Source organism: Acerihabitans arboris (assembly GCF_010131535.1).
Taxonomy (GTDB): domain Bacteria; phylum Pseudomonadota; class Gammaproteobacteria; order Enterobacterales; family Enterobacteriaceae; genus Acerihabitans; species Acerihabitans arboris.
This window is the reverse complement of sequence record NZ_WUBS01000014.1, coordinates 113,334-138,603: the sequence shown is the minus strand read 5'-3', so window position 1 is coordinate 138,603 and position 25,270 is coordinate 113,334. Positions and strand designations below refer to the sequence as shown.

General features: G+C 53.2%; 29 protein-coding genes. 5 read left to right on the top strand and 24 right to left on the bottom strand.

Translation table 11 applies throughout. The annotated features are described in order from the left end of the window. Nucleotides 1–237: 237 nt before the first annotated feature. From GRH90_RS19080 to GRH90_RS18980, 22 genes are all read right to left on the bottom strand, one after another. Complete coding sequence (locus GRH90_RS19080) at nucleotides 238–1,911, bottom strand: hypothetical protein (RefSeq protein WP_162367548.1); 1,674 nt, start codon at nucleotides 1,909–1,911, stop codon at nucleotides 238–240. Beyond that, nucleotides 1,911–2,453: a baseplate complex protein gene (locus GRH90_RS19075; protein ID WP_162367547.1), complete on the bottom strand. Its 543-nt coding sequence runs from the start codon at nucleotides 2,451–2,453 to the stop codon at nucleotides 1,911–1,913. The genes GRH90_RS19080 and GRH90_RS19075 overlap by 1 nt, the downstream gene beginning before the upstream one ends. After that, entirely contained in the window at nucleotides 2,450–3,112 is a 663-nt protein-coding gene (locus tag GRH90_RS19070) for a hypothetical protein (protein WP_162367546.1), read from the bottom strand. Before GRH90_RS19070 ends, GRH90_RS19075 begins: the two co-directional genes overlap by 4 nt. Before the next feature lie 35 nt (nucleotides 3,113–3,147). After that, nucleotides 3,148–3,648 carry a tail fiber assembly protein gene (locus GRH90_RS19065; RefSeq protein WP_162367545.1) on the bottom strand — a complete coding sequence of 167 codons (501 nt, stop codon included), beginning with the start codon at nucleotides 3,646–3,648 and terminating at the stop codon, nucleotides 3,148–3,150. Nucleotides 3,649–3,662: 14 nt separating this feature from the next. Then, nucleotides 3,663–5,186 (bottom strand): phage tail-collar fiber domain-containing protein, encoded by a 1,524-nt coding sequence (locus GRH90_RS19060; RefSeq protein WP_162367544.1) that lies wholly within the window; start codon nucleotides 5,184–5,186, stop codon nucleotides 3,663–3,665. 88 nt (nucleotides 5,187–5,274) lie between these two features. Beyond that, nucleotides 5,275–5,880, bottom strand: coding sequence for a hypothetical protein (locus GRH90_RS19055; protein WP_376766093.1), 606 nt, complete (start codon nucleotides 5,878–5,880; stop codon nucleotides 5,275–5,277). Further along, nucleotides 5,873–7,060: a baseplate J/gp47 family protein gene (locus GRH90_RS19050; protein ID WP_162367542.1), complete on the bottom strand. Its 1,188-nt coding sequence runs from the start codon at nucleotides 7,058–7,060 to the stop codon at nucleotides 5,873–5,875. The genes GRH90_RS19055 and GRH90_RS19050 overlap by 8 nt, the downstream gene beginning before the upstream one ends. After that, nucleotides 7,050–7,388, bottom strand: a complete 339-nt coding sequence (locus GRH90_RS19045) for a DUF2590 family protein (RefSeq protein ID WP_162367541.1) — start codon at nucleotides 7,386–7,388, stop codon at nucleotides 7,050–7,052. The genes GRH90_RS19050 and GRH90_RS19045 overlap by 11 nt, the downstream gene beginning before the upstream one ends. Further along, nucleotides 7,378–9,261: a phage tail tape measure protein gene (locus GRH90_RS19040; RefSeq protein WP_162367540.1), complete on the bottom strand. Its 1,884-nt coding sequence runs from the start codon at nucleotides 9,259–9,261 to the stop codon at nucleotides 7,378–7,380. The genes GRH90_RS19045 and GRH90_RS19040 overlap by 11 nt, the downstream gene beginning before the upstream one ends. Before the next feature lie 2 nt (nucleotides 9,262–9,263). Beyond that, nucleotides 9,264–9,401: a DUF6890 family protein gene (locus tag GRH90_RS26715; protein WP_376766091.1), complete on the bottom strand. Its 138-nt coding sequence runs from the start codon at nucleotides 9,399–9,401 to the stop codon at nucleotides 9,264–9,266. Between the two features lie 50 nt (nucleotides 9,402–9,451). Then, nucleotides 9,452–9,718 carry a putative phage tail assembly chaperone gene (locus tag GRH90_RS19035; RefSeq protein WP_162367539.1) on the bottom strand — a complete coding sequence of 89 codons (267 nt, stop codon included), beginning with the start codon at nucleotides 9,716–9,718 and terminating at the stop codon, nucleotides 9,452–9,454. A gap of 159 nt (nucleotides 9,719–9,877) precedes the next feature. Beyond that, complete coding sequence (locus tag GRH90_RS19030) at nucleotides 9,878–10,243, bottom strand: hypothetical protein (protein WP_162367538.1); 366 nt, start codon at nucleotides 10,241–10,243, stop codon at nucleotides 9,878–9,880. Continuing rightward, on the bottom strand, nucleotides 10,222–10,785 hold the full coding sequence (locus GRH90_RS19025) for a lysozyme (RefSeq protein WP_162367537.1): 564 nt from the start codon (nucleotides 10,783–10,785) through the stop codon (nucleotides 10,222–10,224). The genes GRH90_RS19030 and GRH90_RS19025 overlap by 22 nt, the downstream gene beginning before the upstream one ends. Next, nucleotides 10,782–11,093: a hypothetical protein gene (locus GRH90_RS19020; protein WP_162367536.1), complete on the bottom strand. Its 312-nt coding sequence runs from the start codon at nucleotides 11,091–11,093 to the stop codon at nucleotides 10,782–10,784. Before GRH90_RS19020 ends, GRH90_RS19025 begins: the two co-directional genes overlap by 4 nt. A 31-nt stretch (nucleotides 11,094–11,124) precedes the next feature. After that, nucleotides 11,125–11,580, bottom strand: a complete 456-nt coding sequence (locus tag GRH90_RS19015) for a phage protein (protein WP_162367535.1) — start codon at nucleotides 11,578–11,580, stop codon at nucleotides 11,125–11,127. 5 nt (nucleotides 11,581–11,585) lie between these two features. Then, nucleotides 11,586–12,707, bottom strand: coding sequence for a DUF2586 domain-containing protein (locus GRH90_RS19010; protein WP_162367534.1), 1,122 nt, complete (start codon nucleotides 12,705–12,707; stop codon nucleotides 11,586–11,588). Continuing rightward, nucleotides 12,704–13,420 (bottom strand): phage virion morphogenesis family protein, encoded by a 717-nt coding sequence (locus GRH90_RS19005; RefSeq protein ID WP_162367533.1) that lies wholly within the window; start codon nucleotides 13,418–13,420, stop codon nucleotides 12,704–12,706. Before GRH90_RS19005 ends, GRH90_RS19010 begins: the two co-directional genes overlap by 4 nt. Next, nucleotides 13,401–13,907 carry a phage tail protein gene (locus tag GRH90_RS19000; protein WP_162367532.1) on the bottom strand — a complete coding sequence of 169 codons (507 nt, stop codon included), beginning with the start codon at nucleotides 13,905–13,907 and terminating at the stop codon, nucleotides 13,401–13,403. Before GRH90_RS19000 ends, GRH90_RS19005 begins: the two co-directional genes overlap by 20 nt. Next, nucleotides 13,904–14,395, bottom strand: coding sequence for a head completion/stabilization protein (locus GRH90_RS18995; RefSeq protein WP_162367531.1), 492 nt, complete (start codon nucleotides 14,393–14,395; stop codon nucleotides 13,904–13,906). The genes GRH90_RS19000 and GRH90_RS18995 overlap by 4 nt, the downstream gene beginning before the upstream one ends. Beyond that, nucleotides 14,392–15,195: a phage terminase small subunit gene (gpM, locus tag GRH90_RS18990; RefSeq protein WP_162367530.1), complete on the bottom strand. Its 804-nt coding sequence runs from the start codon at nucleotides 15,193–15,195 to the stop codon at nucleotides 14,392–14,394. Before gpM ends, GRH90_RS18995 begins: the two co-directional genes overlap by 4 nt. Nucleotides 15,196–15,204: 9 nt before the next feature. Then, nucleotides 15,205–16,224 (bottom strand): phage major capsid protein, P2 family, encoded by a 1,020-nt coding sequence (locus GRH90_RS18985; protein ID WP_246236145.1) that lies wholly within the window; start codon nucleotides 16,222–16,224, stop codon nucleotides 15,205–15,207. 54 nt (nucleotides 16,225–16,278) lie between these two features. Next, nucleotides 16,279–17,181, bottom strand: coding sequence for a GPO family capsid scaffolding protein (locus GRH90_RS18980; protein WP_162367529.1), 903 nt, complete (start codon nucleotides 17,179–17,181; stop codon nucleotides 16,279–16,281). A gap of 171 nt (nucleotides 17,182–17,352) precedes the next feature. On the opposite strand from GRH90_RS18980, the gene GRH90_RS18975 reads away from it, so the two are divergent. From GRH90_RS18975 to GRH90_RS18960, 4 genes are read left to right on the top strand one after another with little or no spacing between them, the layout of a single operon-like run. Continuing rightward, nucleotides 17,353–19,155, top strand: coding sequence for a terminase large subunit domain-containing protein (locus tag GRH90_RS18975; protein WP_162367528.1), 1,803 nt, complete (start codon nucleotides 17,353–17,355; stop codon nucleotides 19,153–19,155). Beyond that, a complete protein-coding gene (locus GRH90_RS18970; RefSeq protein WP_162367527.1) occupies nucleotides 19,152–20,198 on the top strand; it encodes a phage portal protein in 1,047 nt (348 codons plus the stop codon). The genes GRH90_RS18975 and GRH90_RS18970 overlap by 4 nt, the downstream gene beginning before the upstream one ends. Nucleotides 20,199–20,200: 2 nt before the next feature. Continuing rightward, nucleotides 20,201–22,159 (top strand): TolB-like translocation protein, encoded by a 1,959-nt coding sequence (locus GRH90_RS18965; RefSeq protein WP_162367526.1) that lies wholly within the window; start codon nucleotides 20,201–20,203, stop codon nucleotides 22,157–22,159. Continuing rightward, nucleotides 22,159–22,968 carry a hypothetical protein gene (locus tag GRH90_RS18960; protein WP_162367525.1) on the top strand — a complete coding sequence of 270 codons (810 nt, stop codon included), beginning with the start codon at nucleotides 22,159–22,161 and terminating at the stop codon, nucleotides 22,966–22,968. Before GRH90_RS18965 ends, GRH90_RS18960 begins: the two co-directional genes overlap by 1 nt. An 89-nt stretch (nucleotides 22,969–23,057) precedes the next feature. Here GRH90_RS18960 and GRH90_RS18955 read toward each other — a convergent pair whose 3' ends face one another. Further along, entirely contained in the window at nucleotides 23,058–23,615 is a 558-nt protein-coding gene (locus GRH90_RS18955) for an Rv1289 family protein (RefSeq protein ID WP_162367524.1), read from the bottom strand. Between the two features lie 665 nt (nucleotides 23,616–24,280). Here GRH90_RS18955 and GRH90_RS18950 point away from each other — a divergent pair. Further along, nucleotides 24,281–24,544, top strand: a complete 264-nt coding sequence (locus GRH90_RS18950; RefSeq protein WP_162367523.1) for an Ogr/Delta-like zinc finger protein — start codon at nucleotides 24,281–24,283, stop codon at nucleotides 24,542–24,544. Between the two features lie 16 nt (nucleotides 24,545–24,560). Here GRH90_RS18950 and GRH90_RS18945 read toward each other — a convergent pair whose 3' ends face one another. Beyond that, on the bottom strand, nucleotides 24,561–25,250 hold the full coding sequence (locus GRH90_RS18945; RefSeq protein ID WP_162367522.1) for a DNA adenine methylase: 690 nt from the start codon (nucleotides 25,248–25,250) through the stop codon (nucleotides 24,561–24,563). Between the last annotated feature and the right edge of the window lie 20 nt (nucleotides 25,251–25,270).

Genomic DNA, 25,270 nt, shown 5'->3' with positions numbered 1-25,270 from the left:
CGCGGTTTCCGTGGCGGCTGCGCTCCGTTACGTGGCGCTGTGCGTCCTGGGCGGGCCATGGCTTGATGATGATTGACTGAGGTACATAGCGTGATGATTCGAGGCCTGCGCGCCGTGGCGTGGCGCTGGCTGCGTATGATGAGGTGGGGTGTCGTGCTGGGTTTAGGTGATGGCCAATACAGCCGCTTATGGCTGTGCTGCCGGCGGCATCGTCATGAATGGCTATGCCACCAGGGGCTATAGAATGATGGGTTGATATTTGGCTTTGAGCGCGGTTGCCGCGGTGCCGGTAGCTGCGAGGTCTGCGCTATTGGTTGGGTTCCCAGTGTCCGGGTGGGTATGGGTAGCCGTCTGTTGGGCCAGCTCATGCAATAGATCCAGCGTTTCAATCAGGAGCGTTAGCACATTGGTGTCGGCGTTACCCACCTTAACCGTGCCCGCTATCAGCGCGAGGGTGGCCGATACGCTTTCCCGTGCGCCGGCTATCCGCTCGGTGAGCATTCCGCCCACATCGGCCGTCTTGTCGCTGCCAATGTTTTCGGTGCTGTTGCCGCCCGCTTTAGTGGTCAAATTGGCCGACGTGGCCACGGCATAATCCCCCGTCGCCACCTGCATGATGGCGCCGGCCAGCAGCTTAGCCGTACCGATCACCGTGGTGGTGTCGGTGGCCTGAATGGTGGTGGTGCGGGTGGTGATGGTACGTGTTTCTTCATCCGCGGCCACCGTGCGCCGGTGGGATGTGTCTTTGATTTCCTGGTCGGTCTCACGTTGCCAGCTGCCGTCTTGTGTGGCGCGCTGGGCGACGCCGGCGCGATGTTGCCATAGCCGTTCGCCCGGTTTGATTTCCGGCAGGGATTTACCTTCCGGCAGGATTTGACGAATGATCGGCTTATCCTGGCGCCCATCCGGGAATGCCACTTCTACCAGTGTCCCCTCTTCTGGATACGACAAGAATCCGCCCTCGTCCCCGGCTTGCGGAACGGGCAGCGGCACGGCGGCATAAACCGGCGTGTTTTTGTTATCGGCGCCGTTCTGATCCAGCAGTTGCACATTCACGGCGTGGCGCGGGCGAAACGGATCGGCGATGTCGCCCAGGCTGGATGCCTCGGCCGGCCCCTCAATTCTGGCCAGTTTCGGCAAGTGCAGGTTGCTGGCCAGTTCCGGGTGGATTTCCTCAAGCTGACGTTGCAGCGGGGTTTTCTGTTTCGGCGTGCCGTCGCCTTTGAGCGGCGTCCAGGTCAGCGACATCTGATCGTCCTTGAGTGCCACCCGTGTGATGCGCTCGCCGTTTAACACCACTCCGGGGCGGATGGCCGGCGCCGCCGGTATGGTCATGGTATTGCCGCCGTGGGCGGCTGTAGCGAAATTGGCCGGCACAGTGATGGGCTGGCCGGCAAAACGCGAATCTGTCCAGGAGCCTAACCAGACCGTTCCGTCCGGCAACTGCTGCCATATGTAATCACTGATATTAAATGCGCGGCCCAGGGTGGCCAGCAATTGCCAGCCAGTGCCATGGTGCACAAAATGCGGGATAGGCGTGTCGGTATAACTCCGGCCGCCCGGCAGTACAAACGTCACGCCCGTATCTGCGGACAGTTTGTCCGTGACCTGGCGCAACGTCGGGTGCTGCATTGAAAGCGGCCACAGCGATTCGAACACGCCGGCCACTTCACGCACGAATAGCCGGCGCGACCCGTTTTCCGCCGGCTGGTCCCGCTCGACATAGCCGGTAAAAAACCGGTATGCAGTGTTGTTATAGCCGACATCGATGCGCACGGCCTGACCTGTTGCCACCGCGTCATGCACGACAGTGACAAATCCCCGGCCGCAGGCGCTCAAATCTAAAACCAGCTCGCAGGATGATACGGTTACCAGTTCGGCGCCCAGGCGCAGCGTGATTATCTGTTTCATTAGGAGCCTATCTTATCGTTGAGGGATGATAACCATTTCTCAAACCCGGTTAATTCGTGATCGGGAGCATCGCCGCCGGCCCCGCTGTCCGTCGTTGCGCCATCTGCCGTCTGGGTGGTAGTGGTGGTTTTGCTGCTGCGCGCCGCCGTTTTTTCAGCGACGCTGACCTGCTCTTTGAGCGTAAATGATATTTGCCAGGCCATTTTGTTGTCTTGCTCTTCGGCGCTTACGTCGCCGCTGAAAATGCCCTCACGGAATTTGATCGCCTGTGCGACCGGCGAGGCCACGCGATACCGCCGCGCGGCGCCATTATCGCCCTTGGCTTCCGCGAGCTCAAATAGCCGAGTCAAGGCGGCCTTTTCCACGAATGGGATCATGCCTGTTACCTTCAGCTCTTTGGCTTTAACGCCTTGCTCCGCCGTCGCGGTTCCCGATGTTTGCCCGGACTGGTCTTTGTCCTGAATGTTCATGCTGGGCGAGACACGGATAGCCCGTAGCGGGATAGCCTCGCCGTCCAGCGCTAGCATGATAATTTGCGTCACGTCAGCATCTCCAATAATGGATCCAGCTCCCCGACAAACAGCGTTGCCATGGTGTAAATCGCGGCGGGGTTTGGCACTCCCGTTTGGATCGCGTTGGCGACATTGGATAATGCGCCTTTGTCCGAAAACACCCACAAATCGACCCGGCGCCCCGCCAGGTCGGCCAGGCTATCCGCGGCGGCTTGACTGGCGGCGGCGGCGGTGGATTGCAGCTGACTCAACGCCGTGCCCAGGTCGCTTAGTGAGATACCGCCGGCGGCGGCGGTAACGGCTTGCTTGATCCGCTGCGCGCTGACGGCCTGACGGGCAGTACTGACCGCCAGCGGCGCCGCACTCGATAGCGCCTGGCTTTGCGCTCCCGGCAACAGCATTTTTTCGCTATCCAGTTTCGCCTGGGCCGCTGCCCGGCGCGCCAGCTTGGTAAAATCCGGGTGAGGAAATACGGCCGCGAGGTCAGAGATCGACTGTGTGAATTCATTTAATTGCGTCCCTGTTAACAAAAAAATCACTGTCTGCTGCGTGCCACCCGTCTGGGCCAATTTTTTGGCAAGGTAGGCCATGGCATTAGGTGGGCTCAGATAGCGCCCGGAATCAGCCACCTGGGCGGCGCCATAGGTCCATGGGGTTACTGTGGATACGGCACAGTTGATTTGCCCCATCGTGGACGGAAACGCCAGCGTTTTGCGCGCCCAGGTCATGGTGCCACCGGCCAATCAATATTATCGGTAGAAGTGTCTAGACGGCTCAGGTTCACGCGGTACGTTTTCCAGGCCGTGAGCGCCGCCGTCTCGGTTTCGGTGGCCATACCCAGATCGACAGCGTCTTGCAAAATAGCGATTTGCGTTCCGGCGGCGGCCATCAACGCTTGTTTTTTGTTACTGGCCTGCTCCGCAGCATAACCCGCGCGCGGCGTGATTTTTTTCCCGTCATACACCCATGCCCCATTCAGGCTAATCCCGGCTGGAATAGTCGACGCTTTTAATTCCGCAACCGATAAATTGAGCGGCCATAATTTAGAAACATCGGCATCCATTAATCGGATAATACCGGCTGCGTCAAAGGCTATTTTAACAGTCTCTTCACCCCATAATTTACCGTCGATGCTTTCATACCAGTCGCTGCCGTTCTCATCTTTTAAGTAAAGCACGTTAGAGGCTTTTTTTTCATCTGGTGTATATAAAGTAAGCGATTTCATTGTCAGCATTTTCCTTACCCCGAAATAGTTCGCCAGTTGCCATTAATATTTATCTGGATAGGCTTGTATTCAAGAATATCCGATGCCGGGTTGTCACCCTCGAAATAATACCCCGTCACCATGCACCCCGATGGCGCCCTAACCCATGTATCATGAGTTATCACCATATTCCCTGCCGCCCCTAAGCGCGTATCGATAACCGCTTCGGTTTTATACGCATATCGGGGGTTAAATCGATTATCATATCGATCGTCGTAACGCGCATCAAAATGGTCATCCCAATTATTATATTCATCAGGGATAAAACGTCGCGCAAAACTATATCCATTTTGCCTAAACCGGAAAGCATAGGCATTTGATGAGCTATTAATGTCAGCAACCAGCATAACTGATTGAATATAATTACCGATCGATTCCTCTTGATAAAATCTTGTGACCAAACTGCCGTTTTCAATGCTAAAGCCATTGGTATAACGGGTTGCGTTATCAGATGAAACATACGAGCCATTTTTGATAACGAAAGAGGTATTATTAATACTTAATACGCCTGTTATCTCGCCGCCAGCAGCTTTAATAAGATAACGGGCATCAGCAGTGGTTTTACTATAGACATCGAGATTATTCTGGGCAGTAGCCTTATTTTCCAAATCAGACAGATTGGCCGCTTTTTTCAAATACGCCAGCTCTGAATTTTGTTCAGCCAGCGAGCCTTTAGGACGCAGGTCCGTAACGTTGCCGTTTGCATCTATGCTCGCGATTGCAGTGACGTAATGACTAAATCCCAACGCGTCGACATAATCCGCTAAATTAACCGCGGCCGACACCTTAGCGACTACCTCCCATCGGCTGGTCACCTGGCCCTGCAAGCTGACATCCAGCCACATCACGGCCGGCAGCGCGCCAACAACTACGGTCCCTCCTGCTGCCTGGGCGGCGCGGACCCCGCCGACATAACCCACCCCGGCGCCCAGGGCAAACGGCGATGCGTGGCCCGATAGTAAAAACGCATTATCAAAAAACGCCGCGTGGCCGTATCGGTCATAATTCGCCTGGCGTAGGCGTTCGTCGACGCCAAACAGGCGGGCGGAAAAATCAATCTGCCAGGTTGCCGGCGTGACGGTTATTTGCGCCGCCGCCGCCGCGCCGCTGTATTGCATCGCCAGGGTGCGCGTGAGAGTGTTCCCCTGCCCGTCGCCGCTGGTAGCAATTTTTTTCTGGGTCATCGTATGCACAATCATGCATAACGTGCCGCTGGCCGAGTCGAGCAATCCTATCCAGTTATATTCAAAATCACCCACCGTCGTATCCAGGATCACCGAAAACACCACAGCGTCAGTATTCAGCATACCGTATTGCAACACCGGGGCGGTATGCACGATGTACTGCGCAGGCGGCACGGTTTCGTCCCGGCTGATTGCAGCATCGGCATTTTGCCCTGGCACATTGGCAAAAATAAACGTGTCGGGCCGGGCCGGCAGATTAGCGGCCTGCCGCAATGCGGCCCACTGCTCAAATTTTCGCGTGATAATTGATGGCATTGCTATTCTCCCTGGCCACGCTGTCGCGTCGCTGTTTTGTCTGTTTTCATGTGCTGCAGCACAGTCATTAATGGCTGTACTCGATGCGCTATACCGTCAGGATTTTCCCGTCTTCAGTCATCAGGTACTGGCCCAATTCCGTTAAAATCGGGGCGTCCTGGCCTATCTCTCCGACATAAAGCCGGTGATCGTTATCAAACCAACTGGCGCCGACTTGCACGGCCGCCACGTTGAGCACATCAAAGCGGTACCGGCGGCAGGTCCGGCCATATTTGCGAACGATTTCATTCATCAGCGTCGAATTGGCGGCCAGCTGCCCATCTGATACCCGGATAATGATCACGTCCCAATCAACGCCGGGCTGGCGCTCAAACTGTTGAATTGATCCAATGCCCAGACGTTCAAAGATCCGGCCAAATCCTTCATAACTTCCGCTGTCCTGGGCATTAGTAAACGCCCATTTCACGCGCAGCCGGTAGAGTGCCAGCGGTTCACCTTCAAACCGGTCGATGTCCCGCTGATACGCGATCAGATTCAAAATCGACACCGTGCAGGTCAGGGGGTCCATCTGATTAAGAGGCCAATAGAGCCAGTCGCGCACCCTGCCCCAGAATTCCGCGCAAGACGCGGCGATAGCGGCCGGTTGGCTCCCTCCCATCCAGGTTGGTAGGGTGATGGTCGGCTTCTCACTCATCATTCACCGCCACGGCCAGCGAATTCAGGCGCGGAATATTCAACCCGCTGATGATGTCGGCCAGTGAAAACGTCACCGACTCGATCGCCGGGAATTGCGCGTGCAGCTCGGCACCCAATTGGGAGAATGAAAAGCGGCTGTTTGGCCACGTTTTCGTGACATCAAACGTCGCATTCTCGCGAAAGGCACAGCGCACCAGATTTTCAACACCGTTTTTTAACTCCGCCGTTTCCTCGTCCGTCAGCGCCAGGGTGGCATACGGGAACACCGTCACAATCAGATCATGCTGGGATTCCAACATCGGAAAACACTGCATGTCGTCGCCGTGGCCGTGGTAACCCTGGGTAGTTATGTGATAGTTCACCGCGGCGACGAATGAATCTGACGCCACCCCGGTATCCAACAGCAGGTAGGCGTTAGCCGTTCCCGGCCCGCGCGGGGCGTCGTGCTGGAAAAAAACCCGGTCAGCGCTCAGCCCGGCAACGGTTGCTATCATGCTGCGGTACACCGCGTCGATGTGATATGAGCCCACCAAGTTAAATTGCGTGCGGCACCTACCGCGCAATTCCTCTTCCGATTCGATGTCCGAACCCGGCACGGTTAACCAATCGTCCTCGTTTTCGACGGACGTTATCCCGGCGATATCTGTCGGCAATATGCGGTAATAACCCGCGGCCAGGTTATAAGCCGACCCGGCGCCCTCCGCCTGGGTAAGGATGGCCAGGCTTGCCGTACCGGAAGGGATCACTGTTTCGACCAGGGTCAGCAGCCGGTAAATAATCCCGTTGATGCGCTCGGTCTGGATGATGGTGCCGGCAGGAATGGTGATGGCCACCGTTGGATCGGATTTGCGAAACGTGATCAGCCCATTGCTAAACGTGGCGCTCTTGCGCTCCAAATTCAGCGCCCAGGCGAACAGCTCCAAAAATGGGCCGGTGGCGTAGGCTAAATACATATTTGGCATAACGACGGTAACGAGGATGTTTTTCAACCACATCACCGGGGCGGTCACGATGGCCTTAACCAGTCGCCAGAAAGGGGACATTTTCGAGGTATTGGTAATTATCGCGCCATTGGCCACAACGATGGCCTGAAACTCCGCGTTGGCCTGGGCTTCGGTGACCGGCATACCGCCTTCACTGAGCGACGCCTCAAAATCTACCGTGGGTTTAGTTGCCATAACTTACCGCCGCGTCTACTGGCCCAAAATCATAGGTTTCCGCCAGGATCAGCAGGCGGCCCGTTGTTTCCTCGACAATCTGAATGGTGCCGGGCACCAGGCGAGTATCGTCCTCTACCAGAAATTCAATCCGCATCATGATATCGGCGCGCAATGTCGGACTACGCTCCGCGACCAGCAGCGTGGCCAGCCCACTTTCCATGATGCTGTGCTTGATATCCTGGGCAATACTGACCCGGTTGTTACACAACACCGGCTCGCCGCCCGGATCCAGCGTAAAATCCCGGTCTGTGATCAGCAGATCGATGTACAACGCATCACTGGCCATAAAGCTCCTGATATTCCTGTAGCTGTTGCGGTGATGGGAAGGCAGCCGTATTAATCTCAATTTTGCCGATTTGCTGCGTTTTGCCGCCGGTGGTGGTGCTGGTCGAATTATTGACCGCGCCCAATACTCCACCTTGGCCGATGCTTTGCGGCGTTCCGCCGGTGAGTAAATTGCCCGCTGCCGGCGCCTGGCCGCGCAGCTCAAGATTGACGCCGGGTATTTTATTGAGATTCTCAATAATCCAGTTATAGGTGCTGTCAAACGAACTTTTCAGGTAATCCCACAACCCGGTGAACACGCCTTTTATTGTGTCGCCAAATCCTTCAAAAGCGGCGAGCGGTGATAATCCGGAAAAATAGGCGACAACCATTTGCCAGCCGAGAGTGATCGAATTCCACAGGCCGGCAAAGAATGCGCCGACATCCGCTATAACGGACATCAGACTTTTCCATGCATCCGTATTTGCAATCGCGGCGGTCCATGTTTTCCAATTAGCTATCAGCCAATACACGCCATAAGCCAATCCTGCTACCACAGCTATGATCAGCATAAGCGGCGACGTTAATAACCATGTGGCAGCGGCGGTCAATATCATGGCGAATCGCACAGCAAGTAATATAAGTCGCAGCCCCTTCATAACAATCATGAATCCCAACCACAAGAACCGCGCCACTCCGACAACAATATTAGCCAGGCCGCATATGGCCACAAAAGACAACACACCCATGCTGACATAACCAATCCAGCGGGCGATATTTTTGAACATTAATAACCATTCAACAACGCGCGCACCCATTTCAACAATTTTGTCTATTAATGGATTCATGGCTGGCAGTAGCGCTGATCCAATGGCTATACGTATCCCCTTCCAAACGGCTAGCATCCTGTCAAATAAATTGGTCATGTCCTTTGCCATTTTTTCGGCGTTTTCCATGCCGTTTATTTTTCCCAGGGCGGTTATATTCTTTGCCAGCCCGCCAACATCAGTTGCGAGCAATTTAATCATTGAAACGGCCTCATCGGATCCAAAGGCTTTTTTCAACAGATCACTATCAGCCACTTTGGAGATATCACCGTATTTCTTTTGAATTAACGACATGATGTCAACAATGCCCTTCATCGTGCCGTCTTTGTTTGTGAAATTCAGGCCCAACGTTTTTTGCGCGGTGCCGACCCCGGCCAGAAAGGCTTTATATTTTGTTCCCGCCTCGCTGCCGCTCATGGTGGCCTGCAATGACCCGAGTACGGCAAACTGTTCCGACATACCCACCCCGGCGGCGGTAGCGTTAGCGCCGATGGCTGTGAATGCGTCCGACATCTGTTTACCGTCGGATTTGAATATTTTCACCGCTTCAGCAGTTTGGCCAGTCATCATTTTGACCCAATCGGAACGCCCCATGCTGTCGGCCGTTTTTCTGAAAATGCCGTACATGGTGCCCATATAATTGGTAATGGTGTCGGCGTCAGCTTTAGTCCCCTTGGCCAAAATGGCGCCGGCTGTCGTGAAGGCGCTTAATTCCTGGCCGGATAACCCATCAATGGCGCCCTGGATGGAATAAGCGGATTGAACAAAATCCGCGGCGCTTTCCCCGTATTTCACGGAAAATCTAACCGCGGTGTCGCTTAGGCTATTAAGGGCTTCTTCCGATACGCTCAAGGAGCGCACTTGTCCGAGGGCGCGTTGCATTTCATCGGCAGGACCGACGACACTCATAAACGACTGCGCAACACCCCAGAGTGCGGCGCCGCCCACGACTACCTGGCTAAACGCCTGACGTGATTTATTGGCGAAACCCTGTATTGACCCCTGAGCCTGTTTTAATGGCCGGGTCATTTTGTCAATTAGGGACAGCGTTAAATCAAGCTGTTTCATTTTTAATCGCCTTTAAATGATGTGGCTATACCGTTATTGACTGCGATAGCCATATATTCCCAATGCCGGTTATCAATCCAGATCGTGCGGGCCAGCCATTCAGCGCTATTATCAGCCTGGGGAAAATAGTGCTCTCGCAATATCTCCAGCTGCTCTAACTGGTTTTTACCAATAGCGGCGGCCCGGCCGGTTAGTTTTTTATTTCAATTTCCAGCTCAGGAGAATATTTTTCATTTACCGCGCCGGTGAGCTTAAGTGCGCCGCCCGGCAAGGCTAAAATCTTTTCGAGGTTTTCTTTTGTGTCTTTGGTGATGATGCGCCTAAGATAATTCGTAGCGGGAGCCACTTTATTATCCGGCATCATTTCGTTAGTGAACTTATTAAAGGCGGTGATGTTGGGTTCAAATACCAGATCCAGACCGTTAATGGTCATGGCAATTTTTACATTTTCGCTCATTTTGATAGCTCCGCTCGTTTGTTTATGTCATCAACCAGCCCGTTATGCCGGACCGCGCAATCCAAATATAAAGCCAACCATCCCTGCTGTGATTTATCGAAATCCACCCCATGCGGTCCCTCCAGGCGCGGCAATCCCTCTTCCGGGCATTTCTGCATTTCATTTGCCTGATAGGGTACGTTCAGAGGCCGTAACGTTGTCGTTCCACAACCTGACATACTCATCAGTAGCGCAAACGTTATTAAACACCGGCTTAATAATTTCCTGCTGATATATAGGCTGTAATCGGATTTCATTGTCTTTTAGTCCGCTCAGTTTATTTTCGATTTGCTGCCCGATGGCCGTACTGATACCCATCGTCAGCGCGGCGATTTTTTTGTCGCCGGCGTTTTCGGCGCGCTCAGTAGTCAGTTGCAAACTGTCTTCATACCAGCCGCGGCCAAACCATCCGGCGGACAGCATGCACGCCATCAGGATCAACAGGATGATTTGCGCCCGGCCGGTCATGCTACGTCCCTCAGACACAGCGCCATTTCTTTTTGACGGCGGTCGACCAGGCCCGGCAAGATAACCATTTTCCCGTTGACCCGGCCGTAGATGAACCGCTTAATTTGCTTGCAGGCACTGACCCAATCGCCGCGGCGCAGAAATGCGTTGACCGTGGGATAGCTGCTGAATTTTGCGCCGCCGACATTAAAAATAAACGAGCCCATGCCATCGAAAACACTCTGCGGCCACTGCCGGCCGAGCTTTTTTTCGTATTTTTGCTCGATGAAATTTTGGGTATCGCGCAAATCCTCCGCCCACCAGGCGGCGATTTGTTGGTCGCTGGCGACCGTAACCGACCCGGCACCCGGTCCGGTATGCCCGATCCCTTGTGTGACTTTGCCCACCGGACACAAGTAGGGATCACGGCGGCACCCTTCGGCGTTCCCTTGGATTTCCAGCGATGCCTGCGAAAAGCGCAGCGGGGCGCCGGAATCGGATTTATATTGCACGCCCAGCGCTAACACGATGCCGATAATCATCCCGACGGCACATTTTTGGACTTTATTTTTGATGCTCATTTCGTCGGTTCCTGCGTTTCGATGTTATCGATAATTTCCGCAATAGCGCTGATATGCTTCGGTAGATCGTCAGGGGCCACACTGGCCCCCTTCTGGAACTCCAAGGCGTCGTTGAATTTCGCCTTAGCGAGCTGCCAGTATTCCTGTTTTACTTTTTCAGTTTTCCGGTGCTGCATATACGTAACGGCAGTAAACGCGATACTGACTATCACGCCAATGCCGGCTGAAATATCTTGTATGGTCAACGCTGAAAATACCCCCGTCGAAACTGAACCGAGATAGGTCAACCACTCATTCAGCCGTGCCATTAATGCGGCTCTCGAAAACATATGTCCGCCCTTATCCGATCAGATCGCGCGTGTCATTAGCGGACAGATACGGGATGCCGTTGATGTGAACAAAATCCGGGCTGGTCACAAAATATTTAATTTTGTGAGTTGCGGCGGCGTTGCTGGTCGGGTCGATGGACAGGATGTCGGAAATACTCAGCTTATTGCCGAACGATTCCACCTTGATTTCCTCGGTGCCGGCTTTTGCGTAGTAGGCAAAATCCATGACATCGATCCCGCGCCAGCTGCCTGCCGCCGCTGCCTTTGCCTGAAGCAACAAAAAATTCTTGGTGTCGAGTTCAATCTCACCGTCTGCCGCGACATCGCCATCGACATGGCCATCGGGGACCCCCCGCGTGGTCGATACGGCGGTATTGTCCGTAATGGACAGTGATATATTTTTGACGTGGACAACGACATCGCCGATATCAACATCAAAGCTAAGTCCTGAAATTCGTGCGGTCATTGGGATTACTCCGTCAGGCTGGTATCCAGCAGGATGTTAATTTCAATCGTTTTCGGCGATTCATACGGGCGTGCAACGATATAAACCTGGACCTTGGTGCTACTGATCCAGGTAATAACCACATCCCCGTTTTGCGGCGTCTTGACCTCGCCCGGAAAGGTGATGCCGTTGATTTGGGTTCGCTTCGCCATTTCCCGCAGGGTGGCGGCGAAATAGGTTTGATGAAATTCAACGCTGGCCGCCGTCGAATTTAGCGACCGGTCGGCGATTTTGGGGATGGCGCGCAGCCGGGTGCGGCGAGCGACTTTATCGGCGATGCGGACATACTCGATTGCCTGATAATCGCCGCCGTCCACGTCCAGCGTGAGCCCGTCCGCCCAGTAAATACCGTCATAGTCGGGGTACCACATCGGCACGCTAGCGCGGTTGGCGGCCAGGGCTTGCAATGTCGCCAGGGTCAACGGCGCATCTTCCGAGTCAGTCGGCAACTCGTCGGTTCCCAGGCTTACCACAGCCCCGGTTTTCACGCGCGCCGGACTGTCAGCAATGGTCACGGCGCGGTTACACAACCGGCCGGCCAGAGCGCCCGGCTCATTTCCCCAGAGACGCGGCACAAGCTGTACCGAGATACCGGCAATGCCATCCTGAAGCGCGGCGAACCGGGTGACATATTCCGCCCAGGTCTCTTCCTCACCGGGACCACCTACAGACAGAATTGACCACAACCAGCGGCCGTGACTGCCGATAATGTCCGAGCGCAGCGTAATCGCAGCGTTGATGTCCGTTTCCTGGTCAATGTCCTTGACCAAGACAAAACCCTCAACGGATGCGGTGGCCATGGCGGCTTTAACCGCCGCCACCCAATCCGCCGTTGTCGCATTTGCGGCCAAAGGCCACACATAACCAAACCAGCTTTGTCCGCCGTTACTGCGCGCGGCCGCGACGTTGCTTTTTAGAATGCTGTCCGGTTCACCAAGCAGCGTATCCAGGTCGGAATTGTTATTGACGGGGATCAGCTGGCCGACATTCGTCGCACCGGTGCCCAGGTACAACAGGACGCGCTCGATTTCCGTCGTCGTGCCCGCGTATTCATTGAGCTGATTGATCACCACAGTTGGCCAGGTCATATTTTCCCCTTGATATCTTGTGCTTTAACTTCCCAGCCAAACCCAATCGCTTGCAGTTGGCGGGCCAGTATTTGATTAAATTCCGCATCACTGACGCCCAGGAAAACACGCGCCGGAATATCAATGGTCCATGTGCGTTTTTTAGGCGCTTTCGACAGCTTTTTGATTAACATGCCCGCCTGCGCCATCGACATTTCTTTTGTGATCCAGGCCATCGCCGGCTTAACCCGGCGGCCCTGCCACATCACCTGATATCCCAGTTGGCGGAGCTTTCGCGCCTGGCGGTTGGTGGCCAGCTTGCCCTCTTGCCTGGGCTGATTTTTATAGCTGTCGGCACGCCCGGTAATGTTCGCCCCGCCTTGATGCACTGCCCCAATTAACCCGGCGGCCACCGGCGTATTACCGTTTTTGTAGTGGCCGCCCTGGAGGTAGATCCGGACCGCTTCTATTTGCGGCAATTCCCGCACATGCAGCAATTTCGGCAATTGGCGCAACATTTTGCGCTTGCCCCTCTTGCGTGCCGGCCAGGGCGCGCCGTCCGGCGTGCGCTGGTTGCGCGCATTGCGTTTTGACGCGGCGATGATCCCGAGCTTGGCGATACGCCACAAAAGCCGCTGACGCTTCGCTTTCGGCATTTCCGCCCCCCGCAGCGCGTCTTTCAGTGCGCGCAGTTGGGTTTTATTCAGTTCGCCATTAATGACCGGCGCTGGCATCGTCCACCTCGGCCGGCGTTCCGTCGGCGCCGGTTATCAGCGCGCCCTCGGCGATATCGATCAGCGGCGTGGCGATTTGCCACATCCTGCCGGCGTAGGGAATGGCCCCGGCCGGGTCCGGCTGGATCAAAATTTCCTCGGCCATCGGCACAGTGATGCTGATAATGGCGATTTCTTCATCCACGACGTCCACATCGAGATCGGGATCCGCGACGCCGGTATCGTCCATCACGTCAGTGGCATGCTCATCACGCCAAATCAGCACCAGGGCATACAGCAGGGCCGGGTCACAGATCCGATACGGCCACTTGTCCCACATCACCACGCCGTCATACGTCGTCAGCCCGATGCGTGTCTGCTCACGATTACGGTCGCCATCTTTGCGCCCCATAACGAGCCTGACCTCATCCATGTAACTGTCGAATTCCCGGACCCGCTCCGGCAGATGCGTTTCTAAAAACGTGGTCAATTCCGTTAACTGGCTCATAGCAGCGCCACCGTGGCCCGGCCCATGCCCAGGATGTTGCGAATCACCATGGCGTATTCCGCTATCAGCATGTTGCGGGTCGCCGCCTCTTCATCGTCGGCCGTGGTGCCGCCGCCGGTCTGCCCGGTCTTCCCCAGGCGGGCTACGCTTGCGAACTCACCCAGCAAATCGGCCTTAGCCAGGGCATAGACGGCTTTTTTGTATTGGGCGGTCAGTTGGTTGTCTCCGCTCACCCGCGCCCCAGGTACGGCCGATGCGGTGGCATAGCCCACGGTTTTCTTCTGGTCCACAAAACTGGCCAGCGCCAGGTTGACCGTCGCCACCGCTGATAAAATCGCCCCGGCCAGTGTGGCGCCGTCGACTGCGACCGGGATTTTCCGCTGGGCCTGCAATTCAGCAACGTTTAGCGCTGGCCAGAATGTTTCATCCTGGATAATCTCAACATCCTGAAAAGTCAGGCTATTACCGCTAAATCCGAGTGTAGTCATTGTGCGGCCTCGTTATTAAGGGACGGGACAGCGGGATCCACGGGCTGATTATCCTCACCAGAGGGATCACCCTCCTCCGCGCCCGCCCTGCCGTGCGGCAGTCGTTTTTGTAAGCCGCGTATGCGCATGCCGATTTTTTCACGCAGCGTCTTAACGCCCACCGGCGCGTGAAATTTATGTGCCTCGGCAAGCAGCGCGTCAGCGGCTTGCAGTTGTTCAATGCTTTCTATCGCGCTCGGCAGCGGTTTTCCGGTGTCGTCACGCAGCAGCAACAGGCCGGCGAACTTGAACCACTTGGCGCTGATTTCTTCGTGCAGGCGCCAATCGTCGCTCACCTTGGCGAACACCCTCGAAAAATACGGCTCTACGCTATGCCCCGCCTCCGCCTCACGCTCCGCCCACTCAAGGACGGTATCAGCGACAAAGGCCGGGAATCGGCTTTTGAAATTGTCCGGGGTCGGCTGGCCCTGCTCGATGGCGATTTCGGCCCAGTCCAGCGCCCGATCAAATTCCCCGATATCGAACAGCCAGATCACGCAGTGGGAAAACACCAGATTGGTGTAAACCTCCCCGCGCGCCAGGTATTGCTCTACCGTCGGCGTCCATTTTGGCAGCAGGGTTCGGCGTTTCATCTCAACCCGGTCGCGGGTCATCGGCAGCGCCCGCAGGCGAGACACATCCCGCGCCAGCTCTCGCAATTGAATGTGCAGGCTGTCGGGGCTTGCTTCCAACGCCTGCCCGGCGTCAAGCTGACGGCGGGCGGCGATTTCCGCGTTATGACGCATTCCGGGGGAGATCATGGCTAAGCCTTACTCGCCGGTGCCGATAGTTACCGCGCTTTCATCAATGGCCGCATAAAGTTCGCGATAACCCAATGCGTACCCTTCATTGCGCAGGTACTTGTTTTCGTACTGCTTGCGGTCTTCCACAAACTCAACCTTGCGTTGGCGGGTATTACGTTGGGTCAGAATTTGCAGGTTAGCCGGGATGGTGACTACCAGGCGTTTGCCAGGCATAAACGGCGGAATGATGGCTTTTCGGCCGGCAATAGAATTCGCCAATAGTTGCGCCGCGATTTTTTCCGTCGGCTTGTCGGCGGCCTGATACAGGCGGAATTGCTCAGCGGCCACCAAATCAGCACCCACCAGGACAGTAAGACGAGGATCATCACGGAACTCCGCCGGAATTTTGGTGTTAATGAGATCGGCGGCCATGGCATCGAGCGATACATAATCACCGCCGGCGCCGAGCGTTACCGCAGTTGAGATAATTTGCGCCCCACCATTGAATTCCTTGGCAATCTGGTGCCAGCCTTTATTGACATCCTCGCCGAGCGGGTTAGTCGTGTAGTCGGTCGTTGCGGCCGCACTGGTGCCGTTCCAGCCGATACGCAGCATATCCAGCGCAAACGCCTGAGTGGTAAAAGCGTTGACCAATTGCATAAACTGTTCATTGCCGCCGGCATTGGCCCAAATGGACAGCAGATCCCAGGGCAGCGCGACGCCGGAATCCGTTTCTTTCAGGGCGTACTGATTCCCATCAACGGTGATCGGACGAATAAAGCGCCCGGCGGCTTTGCGACCAGTGAATAGCGCGGAGGCGCCCACATCCACCACTTGACCCTGCATCTGATCTACATCGGATGATGTCACCATCCCCAGAAAATCGATACTTTCCAGCAGGACCTGGCGTAACGCCTGCTCCATGGGAGGCGTTAGAGCAAAATAGGCGTCGGCCGGCGAATTTCCCGGCACCCCACCCACTGCGGCATGCAGTGCGAGCGTATATTGCGTCATGGCCTCGCGGGCACGTTCATTTAGAAATGGCATAACTTATCCCTCTATCCGCCCACAGGCGTATCGATGCAATGGCCGATCGCGTACTTAAACGATCGTGAGTTTAATATTTTCCGGTGCTGTGGCCGGCGCGCCTGACGGCAGCTTTGTGATCACCTCGTCCAACTTGGCAAACTTCTGCATCAGATCAGGCAGCTTTTCAAAAAGCTCTTTTGCTTCCGGGCGCCTGAACTGCGCATTGATTTCATCCACGGCGGTTCGCACTTCCGCCACGGCTTTTTTGGCGTCATTGGACGCGCCGACGGTTTCCAATAAAGACGATTCAACGATAGAGAATCGGTCCTCAAGATCGGCAACCGCCTGAGCTAATTGCGTCAGTTGGTCCGGGGTTGCTGAAAATGGTTTTTCCGATGCTGCCGGCGGTATTACAACCGTGGCCGGTTCTTCTTTCGGTTTGAGGCCAAACAGGCTGCGCCAATTCGGTTTTGTTTCGTCCGACATGTTTTTATCTCCAGGCAGATCGGTGACATTGTTAATAAAAAAGGGTTCCAGATTGCCGCATACGACGTTATTCTTTTCCGCACTGAATCTTATGCGATCCGTGCCGACGCTGGCCGGTGAGTCCGTGACGCCCAAACCTTCCAGATAACATTTACCTGAGCCGCGAAAATTCCCGGTCGGTGTGGGTTCGATAGAGGAAAACAGTAACTGCCCGCGGGCGTTCTGATTCATCAGTTCAATCGACGGGCGCAGGCGGGCAAATAATCGCATCAGCCCATCAACCGGCTCAGCTTTTAATTCGAGCACTTCGCCGAAATTTCCCCACCACCGTTCATGCTCCGGCCAAATCAAGGCGGTGTATAAAGCGGGGTCATAGGTCGCGGCCATATCCGTTAACCACTGCGCCGGTATATTTCGACCGTCCACGGTCTGACCTTCTGTCGCGATGCGGATAAAGTCCGTCATTAATTGCGAAGCTTGTCCCGGCATATCATTAATCTCGACTGATAAAGGTTTCATTTAATTAGTGAGGCGAGTATTGCGGATATTTATTTACGCCGCGAGGGGTTTATTTCGGATGTATTCGGATATAAGCCGTTAGCCGAACGTAGCCGATATTTAATGATCAACGGCTGAAAAATTTGCCCGCATAATGCCGACATGGCGACTTATCCTGATGAAATAAAAGACGCAGCCGCCCGGCTATATCTGCAAAGGTATACTCCGGCGGAGATTGCGAAAAAATTAAACCTGAATTCTGTTCGGGTGATTTACACGTGGGTTAAAAAAGGCAATTGGGGATCATTGCTGACAGAGGAAAGCGTCGAGGATTGCATTACCCGACGTATCAATGTGTTGGTTAAACGCGATAACAAGACCTCGCTGGAATTAGATGAGATCGACCGGCTGATCGAGCACCACGTTAAATTATTGGTGCAGCGCAGTAAGCACGCCGAAAAAATGGCGGCTATTGGCCATGGCGCGGGTGGCAACGGCGGCGCGCCCGGCGGCGTCGGTTTCATGGCGGCCGGTGAAGATGAAAAACCCGCCAAGCTCGGCAAGCGGGTTAAAAATGATGTCAGCCTAATGCCGGCGGAAAAGTTTGCAGAATTTGCCGAAAATAGCTTATTTGAATATCAGAAAATCTGCCGGGCCAACTTACATCTTGCTATACGTAACATCCTCAAATCCCGACAGGTCGGCATGACCTGGTATTTCGCGTTTGAGGCATTGGAAAACGCCTGCTTAACCGGCGACAACCAGATATTTGTTTCGGCGTCTAAACGCCAGTCCGAGATATTCCGACGCTATATCGTCAAATTCGCGCAAGAGCTTTTCGGCGTAACGCTTACCGGCACCCCCATCGTGTTAAGTAATGGCGCCAGCCTGATATTCCTATCCACCAATAAAAACACAGCCCAGGGCGAAACCGGCCACTTGTACTGTGATGAATATTTCTGGGTGCCTAAGTTTCAGCTTTTTAAAGACGTGGCCGGCGCCATGGCCACACACGACAAATTCCGTCGCACCTATTTTTCGACACCCAGCGCAAAAACCCATGACGCTTACCCGTTCTGGACCGGCAAAGAATGGGCCGGCAAAGATAAAAAACGCCTGGCTGAAAAATTCCCTGATTTTGATGAAATGCGCGACGGCGGGCGAATGTGTCCGGACGGCCAGTGGCGTTATGTCATCACCCTGGCCGACGCGTGCGCCGGCGGCCTCAGTAAATATGTCACCTTCCAGCGCATCAAAGACGAGCACAGCCCGGACGCGTTCAATCTGCTGTATATGTGCGTCTTCATCGACAGCGGCGATAGTGTTTTCCGCTTCGATATGTTGGTGCGCTGCGAAGTCGACCCGGCTACCTGGCAGGATTTCAAGGCCAGCGATAGGCGGCCGTTTGGCGAGCGTGAGGTCTGGGGCGGATTTGACCCGGCGCGCACCGGCGACACGTCGACGTTTGTTGTGGTGGCACCGCCAACGCTTGAGGGCGAACGGTTTCGCGTATTGGAGACCTACCGCTGGAACGGCATGAATTTTAAATACCAGGCCGACCAGATCATTAAAATCATGGCCAAGTACCGCATGACCTATGTCGGCGTTGACGTGACCGGCATCGGGCGCGGGGTTTTCGAGCGCCTTCAGATTGCCGCGCCACGCGAGGTCAGAGACATCCACTACAGCACCGAGACTAAAAATAATCTGGTCATGAAAATGATTGATACGGTCGAAGCCGACCGCATCGAATGGGACGCCGAGAATAAAAGCATCGCCGCGTCTTTTCTGGCCATCCGTCGTACGTCCACCGCCAGCGGCAACGCGTTGACTTTCGTCGCGGAGCGCAGCGCCGAAACCGGCCACGCCGATGAATTTTTCGCGATTTCGCATGCAGTCATCCACGAACCGCTGAATTTTGACACGCAGCGTAAATCAACTTGGTTTTTTGAGAGGGCCGCATGAGTAGAAAAAAACGGCGGAATTACAACGCGCCGGCCACCGACGTCCCGGCAACATTGTTGCCCGGCGGCAACAGCACAATATTTTTTGGGCCGCCTGAGCTGGTCCTGACGACCGGCACCGATTATCAAGAGGTTTGGTACGACAATTCCTATGATCAGTGGACGCTCCCTATCAGCCGCCTGGCCCTGGCGCGCCTGGCCAACGCCAGCCCGCAGCATTCAGGCATCCTGTATGCCCGCCGTAATATGGTCACGTCAGACTATGATGCCGGCGGACTGACGCACGCCGCCATTAACGCGGCGGTGTTTGATTACCTGACGTTTGGTGACGTGGCCATACTGAAGATCCGCGATCGGTGGGGGCGCGTGGTCGGTTTATATGCTCTGCCGTCGCTGTACCTGCGGCGCCGGAAAACCGGCGAATTTGTCATCCTACAAAAAGATGAACCCCTGGTTTATCAGTCCCAGGATATCCGTTTCCTCACGCAGTACGATCCGCAGCAACAGGTCTATGGCCTGCCCGACTATATCGGCGGCATCAACTCGGCGTTACTCAACAGTGAGGCCGTGGTATTCCGCCGCCGCTATTATGCCAACGGCGCGCATATGGGGGGCATCCTCTACACCACCGATCCCAATATGTCCGCCGAGCTGGAAGAGGAAATCAAAAAGAAAATCCAGGGCAGCAAGGGGATCGGCAATTTCAAAAATCTGTATATCAACATCCCCAACGGCAAGGAAAAAGGCGTGCAGTTTATCCCGGTGGGCGATATCAGCGCGAAAGACGAATTTGCCAACGTCAAAAATATTTCCGCCCAAGACGTTCTCAATGCACACCGGTTTCCGGCGGGCCTGGCCGGCATCATTCCACAAAATACGGCTGGCCTGGGCGACCCGACAAAATGGCGCGACACCTACCGCCAGGACGAGGTGATCCCTATCCAACGGCGGTTTATGGCCACCGTCAACGGCGACCCTGAAATCCCCGCGGCGCTGCACCTTAATTTCAATATCATCCCCCCGACGCCGACTGGAGGCGCTTAATTATGACGGACACGTCAAACGTCCCTAATGGGAAGCGGATTTCCGAGCTTGATCCTAATACTATTTTGAATGACGCGGACATCTTGCCTATTTCTTCACCTGCTGATGATGCTTATACAACGGGAAGAGGTTCTATTTCTAATCTTCGAAAACAACTCAATTTTGAAAACGCGTTTAATTCTGCTCCTGAAGGACTTGCCGCCACGGTGAACGGCCAAATTTTCCATGTTTGGACCAGTGCTGATAAAGTGCGGGTTAATGAATTTTTTAACTATAATGGCGCGGCGGCCCCTGTTTATCGCGCAGATGGCGTAACACAGGTTCAGTACCCTAGCGCTGCGGCTGTTGATATAGTGGCGGCCAGCGTGGCTAATATTGTGCCACTAAATGAACAGGTAACTTATATTGATCAATCTAAATTTGAACCTGATGGAGAGTATGAGCTTTTCGGTAGCGTGCAACAAATGCAAATTGACAATGAAAATAACATTGTTGAGATAGCTCGCAATGGCTATAAGAAAGTACTCATCCCCACTGAGTTTAAAGAATTATCCGTGGATAAATTAACAGCCAATGGCGAGGCAGTTGATTTGTCATCCCTACCTGATGCCGAAACATCGGAAAATATCAATATTCTATCGGGTGCATCTAAATTCATAGAGTCATCAGGTGAATTCGAACTCAACAACAACCCCTCGGTACTTATTGATGCCGAAAGAAATAAGCTATTCGATATCACGGAATGGCTAAAGAAAAAGAGCCTGTGGGATGAGGCGTATGCTGCGTCGCAAACCATTCCAACGGTCGAGACTAACCCGTTAGCCCCTTTTACTATCATCGACAGTGCGGGAAAATCACAGATTCGGGTTTACAACACTGATGATAATACCGAAACCTCTCTAACATCCGGAGATTCGAACGAGTCAAACCCTCGCATCGACGGGACTCATAGGGTTGTTTGGGTGTCCGACCGCGCCGATAACGCACCAGGTGGCCTGTTCTACGCCGAGAAATCTATATTGACTCCCTATCCGTATATCGCTCGTTCAAAGCTGGTCGGTTGGGGCCATTCCATGATGGAAAACGCCCGCATGATGAATCGGCTTGTTGAGTTAACTGGCCTGTATGCATACAATTTTGGTCGCAGTTCTGCTCGGTCTGTTGCGATAGCGGCGCGCCAGGGTGGCGACCCTGCGTATTATGTACCGACGTCAGGGGTGATACCTGCCGATATTCAGGATGTGCCGTTAACTGCGAAAGCTGGGCAATGGGCGCAAGGCCCATGTTTCCTTTATAACCCGGCTGAATCAAATAGCATCGCGTGCACATACGCGGGCGTTGCCGGGACGTTCACATGGAACGGGGCGGCACCGATATTTACCAGGACGGCGGCCGGTAATGCGGTAACAGTATCTGAAATGACACCAATAAAAGTGATCCCAAAAACGACTCAACCCGTCCCCAATGGTGCGCCGGCAGGAACCGTTTATTATGACAACGACCAATGTATAAATATATTTTGGTTGGGCAGAAACAATATAAATTACACGGATGAGATTATTAACAACACCATCAATATGATTAAGCATCTGAAGAATGTGGGTAAACGAGTAGTGATCCTTCCCGACTTTCCAGGGGCATCAGATACAGCTGGTAGTGCTGGCGCTAGTAACGTAAATAAACTCAACGCAGCATATAAGCGAAAATTTCCGCAGGAATACTGCCAGATTAATGGCATTGATATGCTGCAAAACTTTATCAATCATTATAATCCTGACTATGTGGACGATGTGACAGATGTCGGAAACGGCGTTACACCACGCTCGCTTCGTTATGACTATCTCCATCCATCACAGGCTAAATCCAGTTCAATGGCGCCCGCTTACGCGCTTTATGTTGGCGCAGAAGTGAATGCAGAGTTCGTATATCAATTTATGAAAAATAAAGGATGGGTTCAATAATGGCTGGAAAAATAGAACAGTTAACCGGTGTCACTATTGACACCGGCGAGAAACTCTATCGTGACTCCACGATGAACGCGGGAACTATTGGCCCGTTCGACTGCGGTATCACTTGGAGTGGCGGCAAAAAAAATGTCGTTGCTGGCTCGCAGATAAAAAGCCTGTCATACGAAAATTCTGTAGGCGTGTTTGCAAAAGCGCACACTTATGCAAATGGGGGCATGCTATGGGCGGGCGCGTCGGGTAGTCAATTCCAATTGCCAGCCGTAGCCGTTCCGGCCTTAACTGATAAAGACTGGATGTACACAATTTGGCTGAAAATCAACCAGGTGGGAAACACCAGTACTAACAACAATATTTTTCTTGTAGGCAGTTCCCGCACGACAGCATCGGAAAAGATTTGCGAAATCCGCCTGGTAGCAGCGGCTGGTGATTTAACTACGCTGGCACGCACGCAAATTGTGGTATTGGGCGTAGATCTTTCAGTTGGAACTGTTTTAAACGGCATGATGGGCGGAGGGGTGCATCAAATTGCTGTTCGATGCAAAGTTGCAGACGACGGCACATCTTTTGTGTTTTACGTTTACCTCGATGGCGTGCTTGTTTACACATCGAGCACTCAGACTTACCCTGCAACCCTGCCGACCTTTCCGCCCACAAGTCATTATGTAGGCACTGATGGGGGATATGCTGCAGCGTTCAGTGGCGCCTTTTACCGTGTGAGACTCGATATCCTGAGCAACATAGACTTGATGCCAAATGAAGTGTTAGCGGCTGATTACGAGCTAAACAATGCAAGATTCAGCTAAATCAAAGTAACATCAAAAAAGCTCGCTTAAGATTATTATTGTGGCCACCAAAATTTGTGGCGGCCACACACTAAAATCTTAATTATAATTTATGGGTAATATCTAATTGTCTCTTCATTAATACCTAATGAAATTATTTTTTTAATAACATCTTCCTTTCTACCCCACAAGGAATTTACATTTATATATTTATCAATAAGGTATAAATTATAATTTCCTTCTAAATGTTCTCCAATATTTTCAGGTGAAAGGATCACAATGATTCCTAATGCACTGAGATATTTTTTATCAAGAATAAATTCATCCCCGAATGATACCCCTCTTCCCTCTTGCACTGACAATCTCTTATCTAGTTCACCTTCATGTGCTATCGATGTCCTTCCGTATTTATATAATGCATCAATAACAGAAACACCATTGAATGTATTTCCCACAACAAAACCACCCAACGCAATGAAGGATAGCAATTTTTCTTCTTCTGTAAGAAATGCTTTTATTCTTTTAGATACGTTTTCCTTTGGCCTTCTGAGCTTTGCCGTTTTATCTAAGGCTGGGAAATAATGAATAAAAGCGTTTTCAAAATCATTATGCTGTAATGCCCCAAAAAATGAATTCAACCTTCTGCTTATCGAACTTGGATTTGCCATAATTGACACCTAACATGAAAAAACACATATCATTAATATGCTTTTTTTAAAAAAAAAGTAAGCAATTTATAGCTGTTAGAATTTTCTTGCCTAACGCGATTATTGGAGAATAAAAAGGATAAAATTTGTTTTAGACTCAATGTCCTACGAGTGTCCGTCCCCTATACTGTTCTCAGCTCCAAAGTTCAACCCAACATCCTTAACTGTATATAATTACAGACATTAGGTGACGAAAATGGGTTTTCCTATACCCGTACAAACCTAAATTGAGCAAAGCCTCTGCCTGGACGTGCTACACATCCCAGTGGCGCCGCGACGTTCTTCACCCGCATAGGGGAATGCTCTAACCGCCAGGAGATTTTCCAGGGTGCCCTGCTCATCTTAGATAGATCCCTTATGCCGCTAGACGGCAGCATTATCATTGCAGAAATAGCTGGCGCGTTTAAAATGTAGCGTTTTGAACTTTACCTGGCCCGCAGCCTGGAACTGTTGGACTACCCCAGCAAGTTGGTGTGTTTTAGCGAGGTTGGCTGCATCGTCTGCTGGGGTGCCGTCACTTATGTACTGAACGATATGCGAACCGGGGAGTTCGATGATAGCCCGTTTATATAGCCATTTTTTATAAAGTGGTGTTAAAATAACCGGGTGTTTTGTGGAGGGTTATCATGCGCGTAATGAAAGTTTTTTGCCCGGAATGCGGATCAGCGGCCAATATTCGCAAAACAAATCGCAAAGACGTCCACCTATCCGATTTATATTGCCAGTGCAGTGACGTGGAATGCAGCCATAGCTTTGTTTTGAACGTCACGTTTTCCCATACAATAAGCCCAAGCGCTAAAACTGGTAACGGTTTGGTCAGGTCGCTACTCAATTTAATTCAGCCAAAAGATCGGCAAATGGCCCTGGACCTTTTACAAGGCCGCGTCTAACCCGCCGCCGGCGGGTTTATTTTTCCTTCATCATTTCCGACATAATTGCCAGTCTTTCCCGCTCCGGTAAATTTCGGTATTTTTCCGCCCACCGCTCGGCCTTACGCTTTATCCGCTGGCGCTCTTTATAATCCCGCCCGGCGAATGAGTGGCTATAGGCCGGCGCCGACTCATCAAAATTGAGCCAGACGCTTTCCGTTCTCACGCCACCGCGCGTCATGGCCTGGAAGTCCTCCCGGCGCCAGTCAGATAAAAGCGAATCATAGAGATCCGACCGGTAGCCGCTTATCATCACCCTGGCGCCCGGCAGCGCCCGCAACGTGTCAATCATGGCGTGATGCTGCGGCTCAGTATATTCATGCTGATAGCGGGCGGCGCTGGTCCGCGTTTCCAGCAAATAAGGCGGGTCAGCATAGATTAAAACGTCCTGCCAGTTGAATACCTCCCCGCGCTTCCAGTCGCGGAGCGAGGCCATACTATCGGTCTGATAACCCTGAAATTCAATTCCGGCCTGATAAAGTTCATTTCTCACGAAAATCAAGGCGTCCACGTTTAAATCAAAGCCGATGTTTTTTTCAGCCGCCGGCTTATTGCGGATGATTGCCCCCTCCCCGAGAAACGCTTCAATGTAAATCCGGTGCCTGGGCATCATGCTGATAATTTTTTGATACACGCCGCTGCCGCCTTTGCTCCCCAAATACCCCATATCGGACCTCCATCGTCATT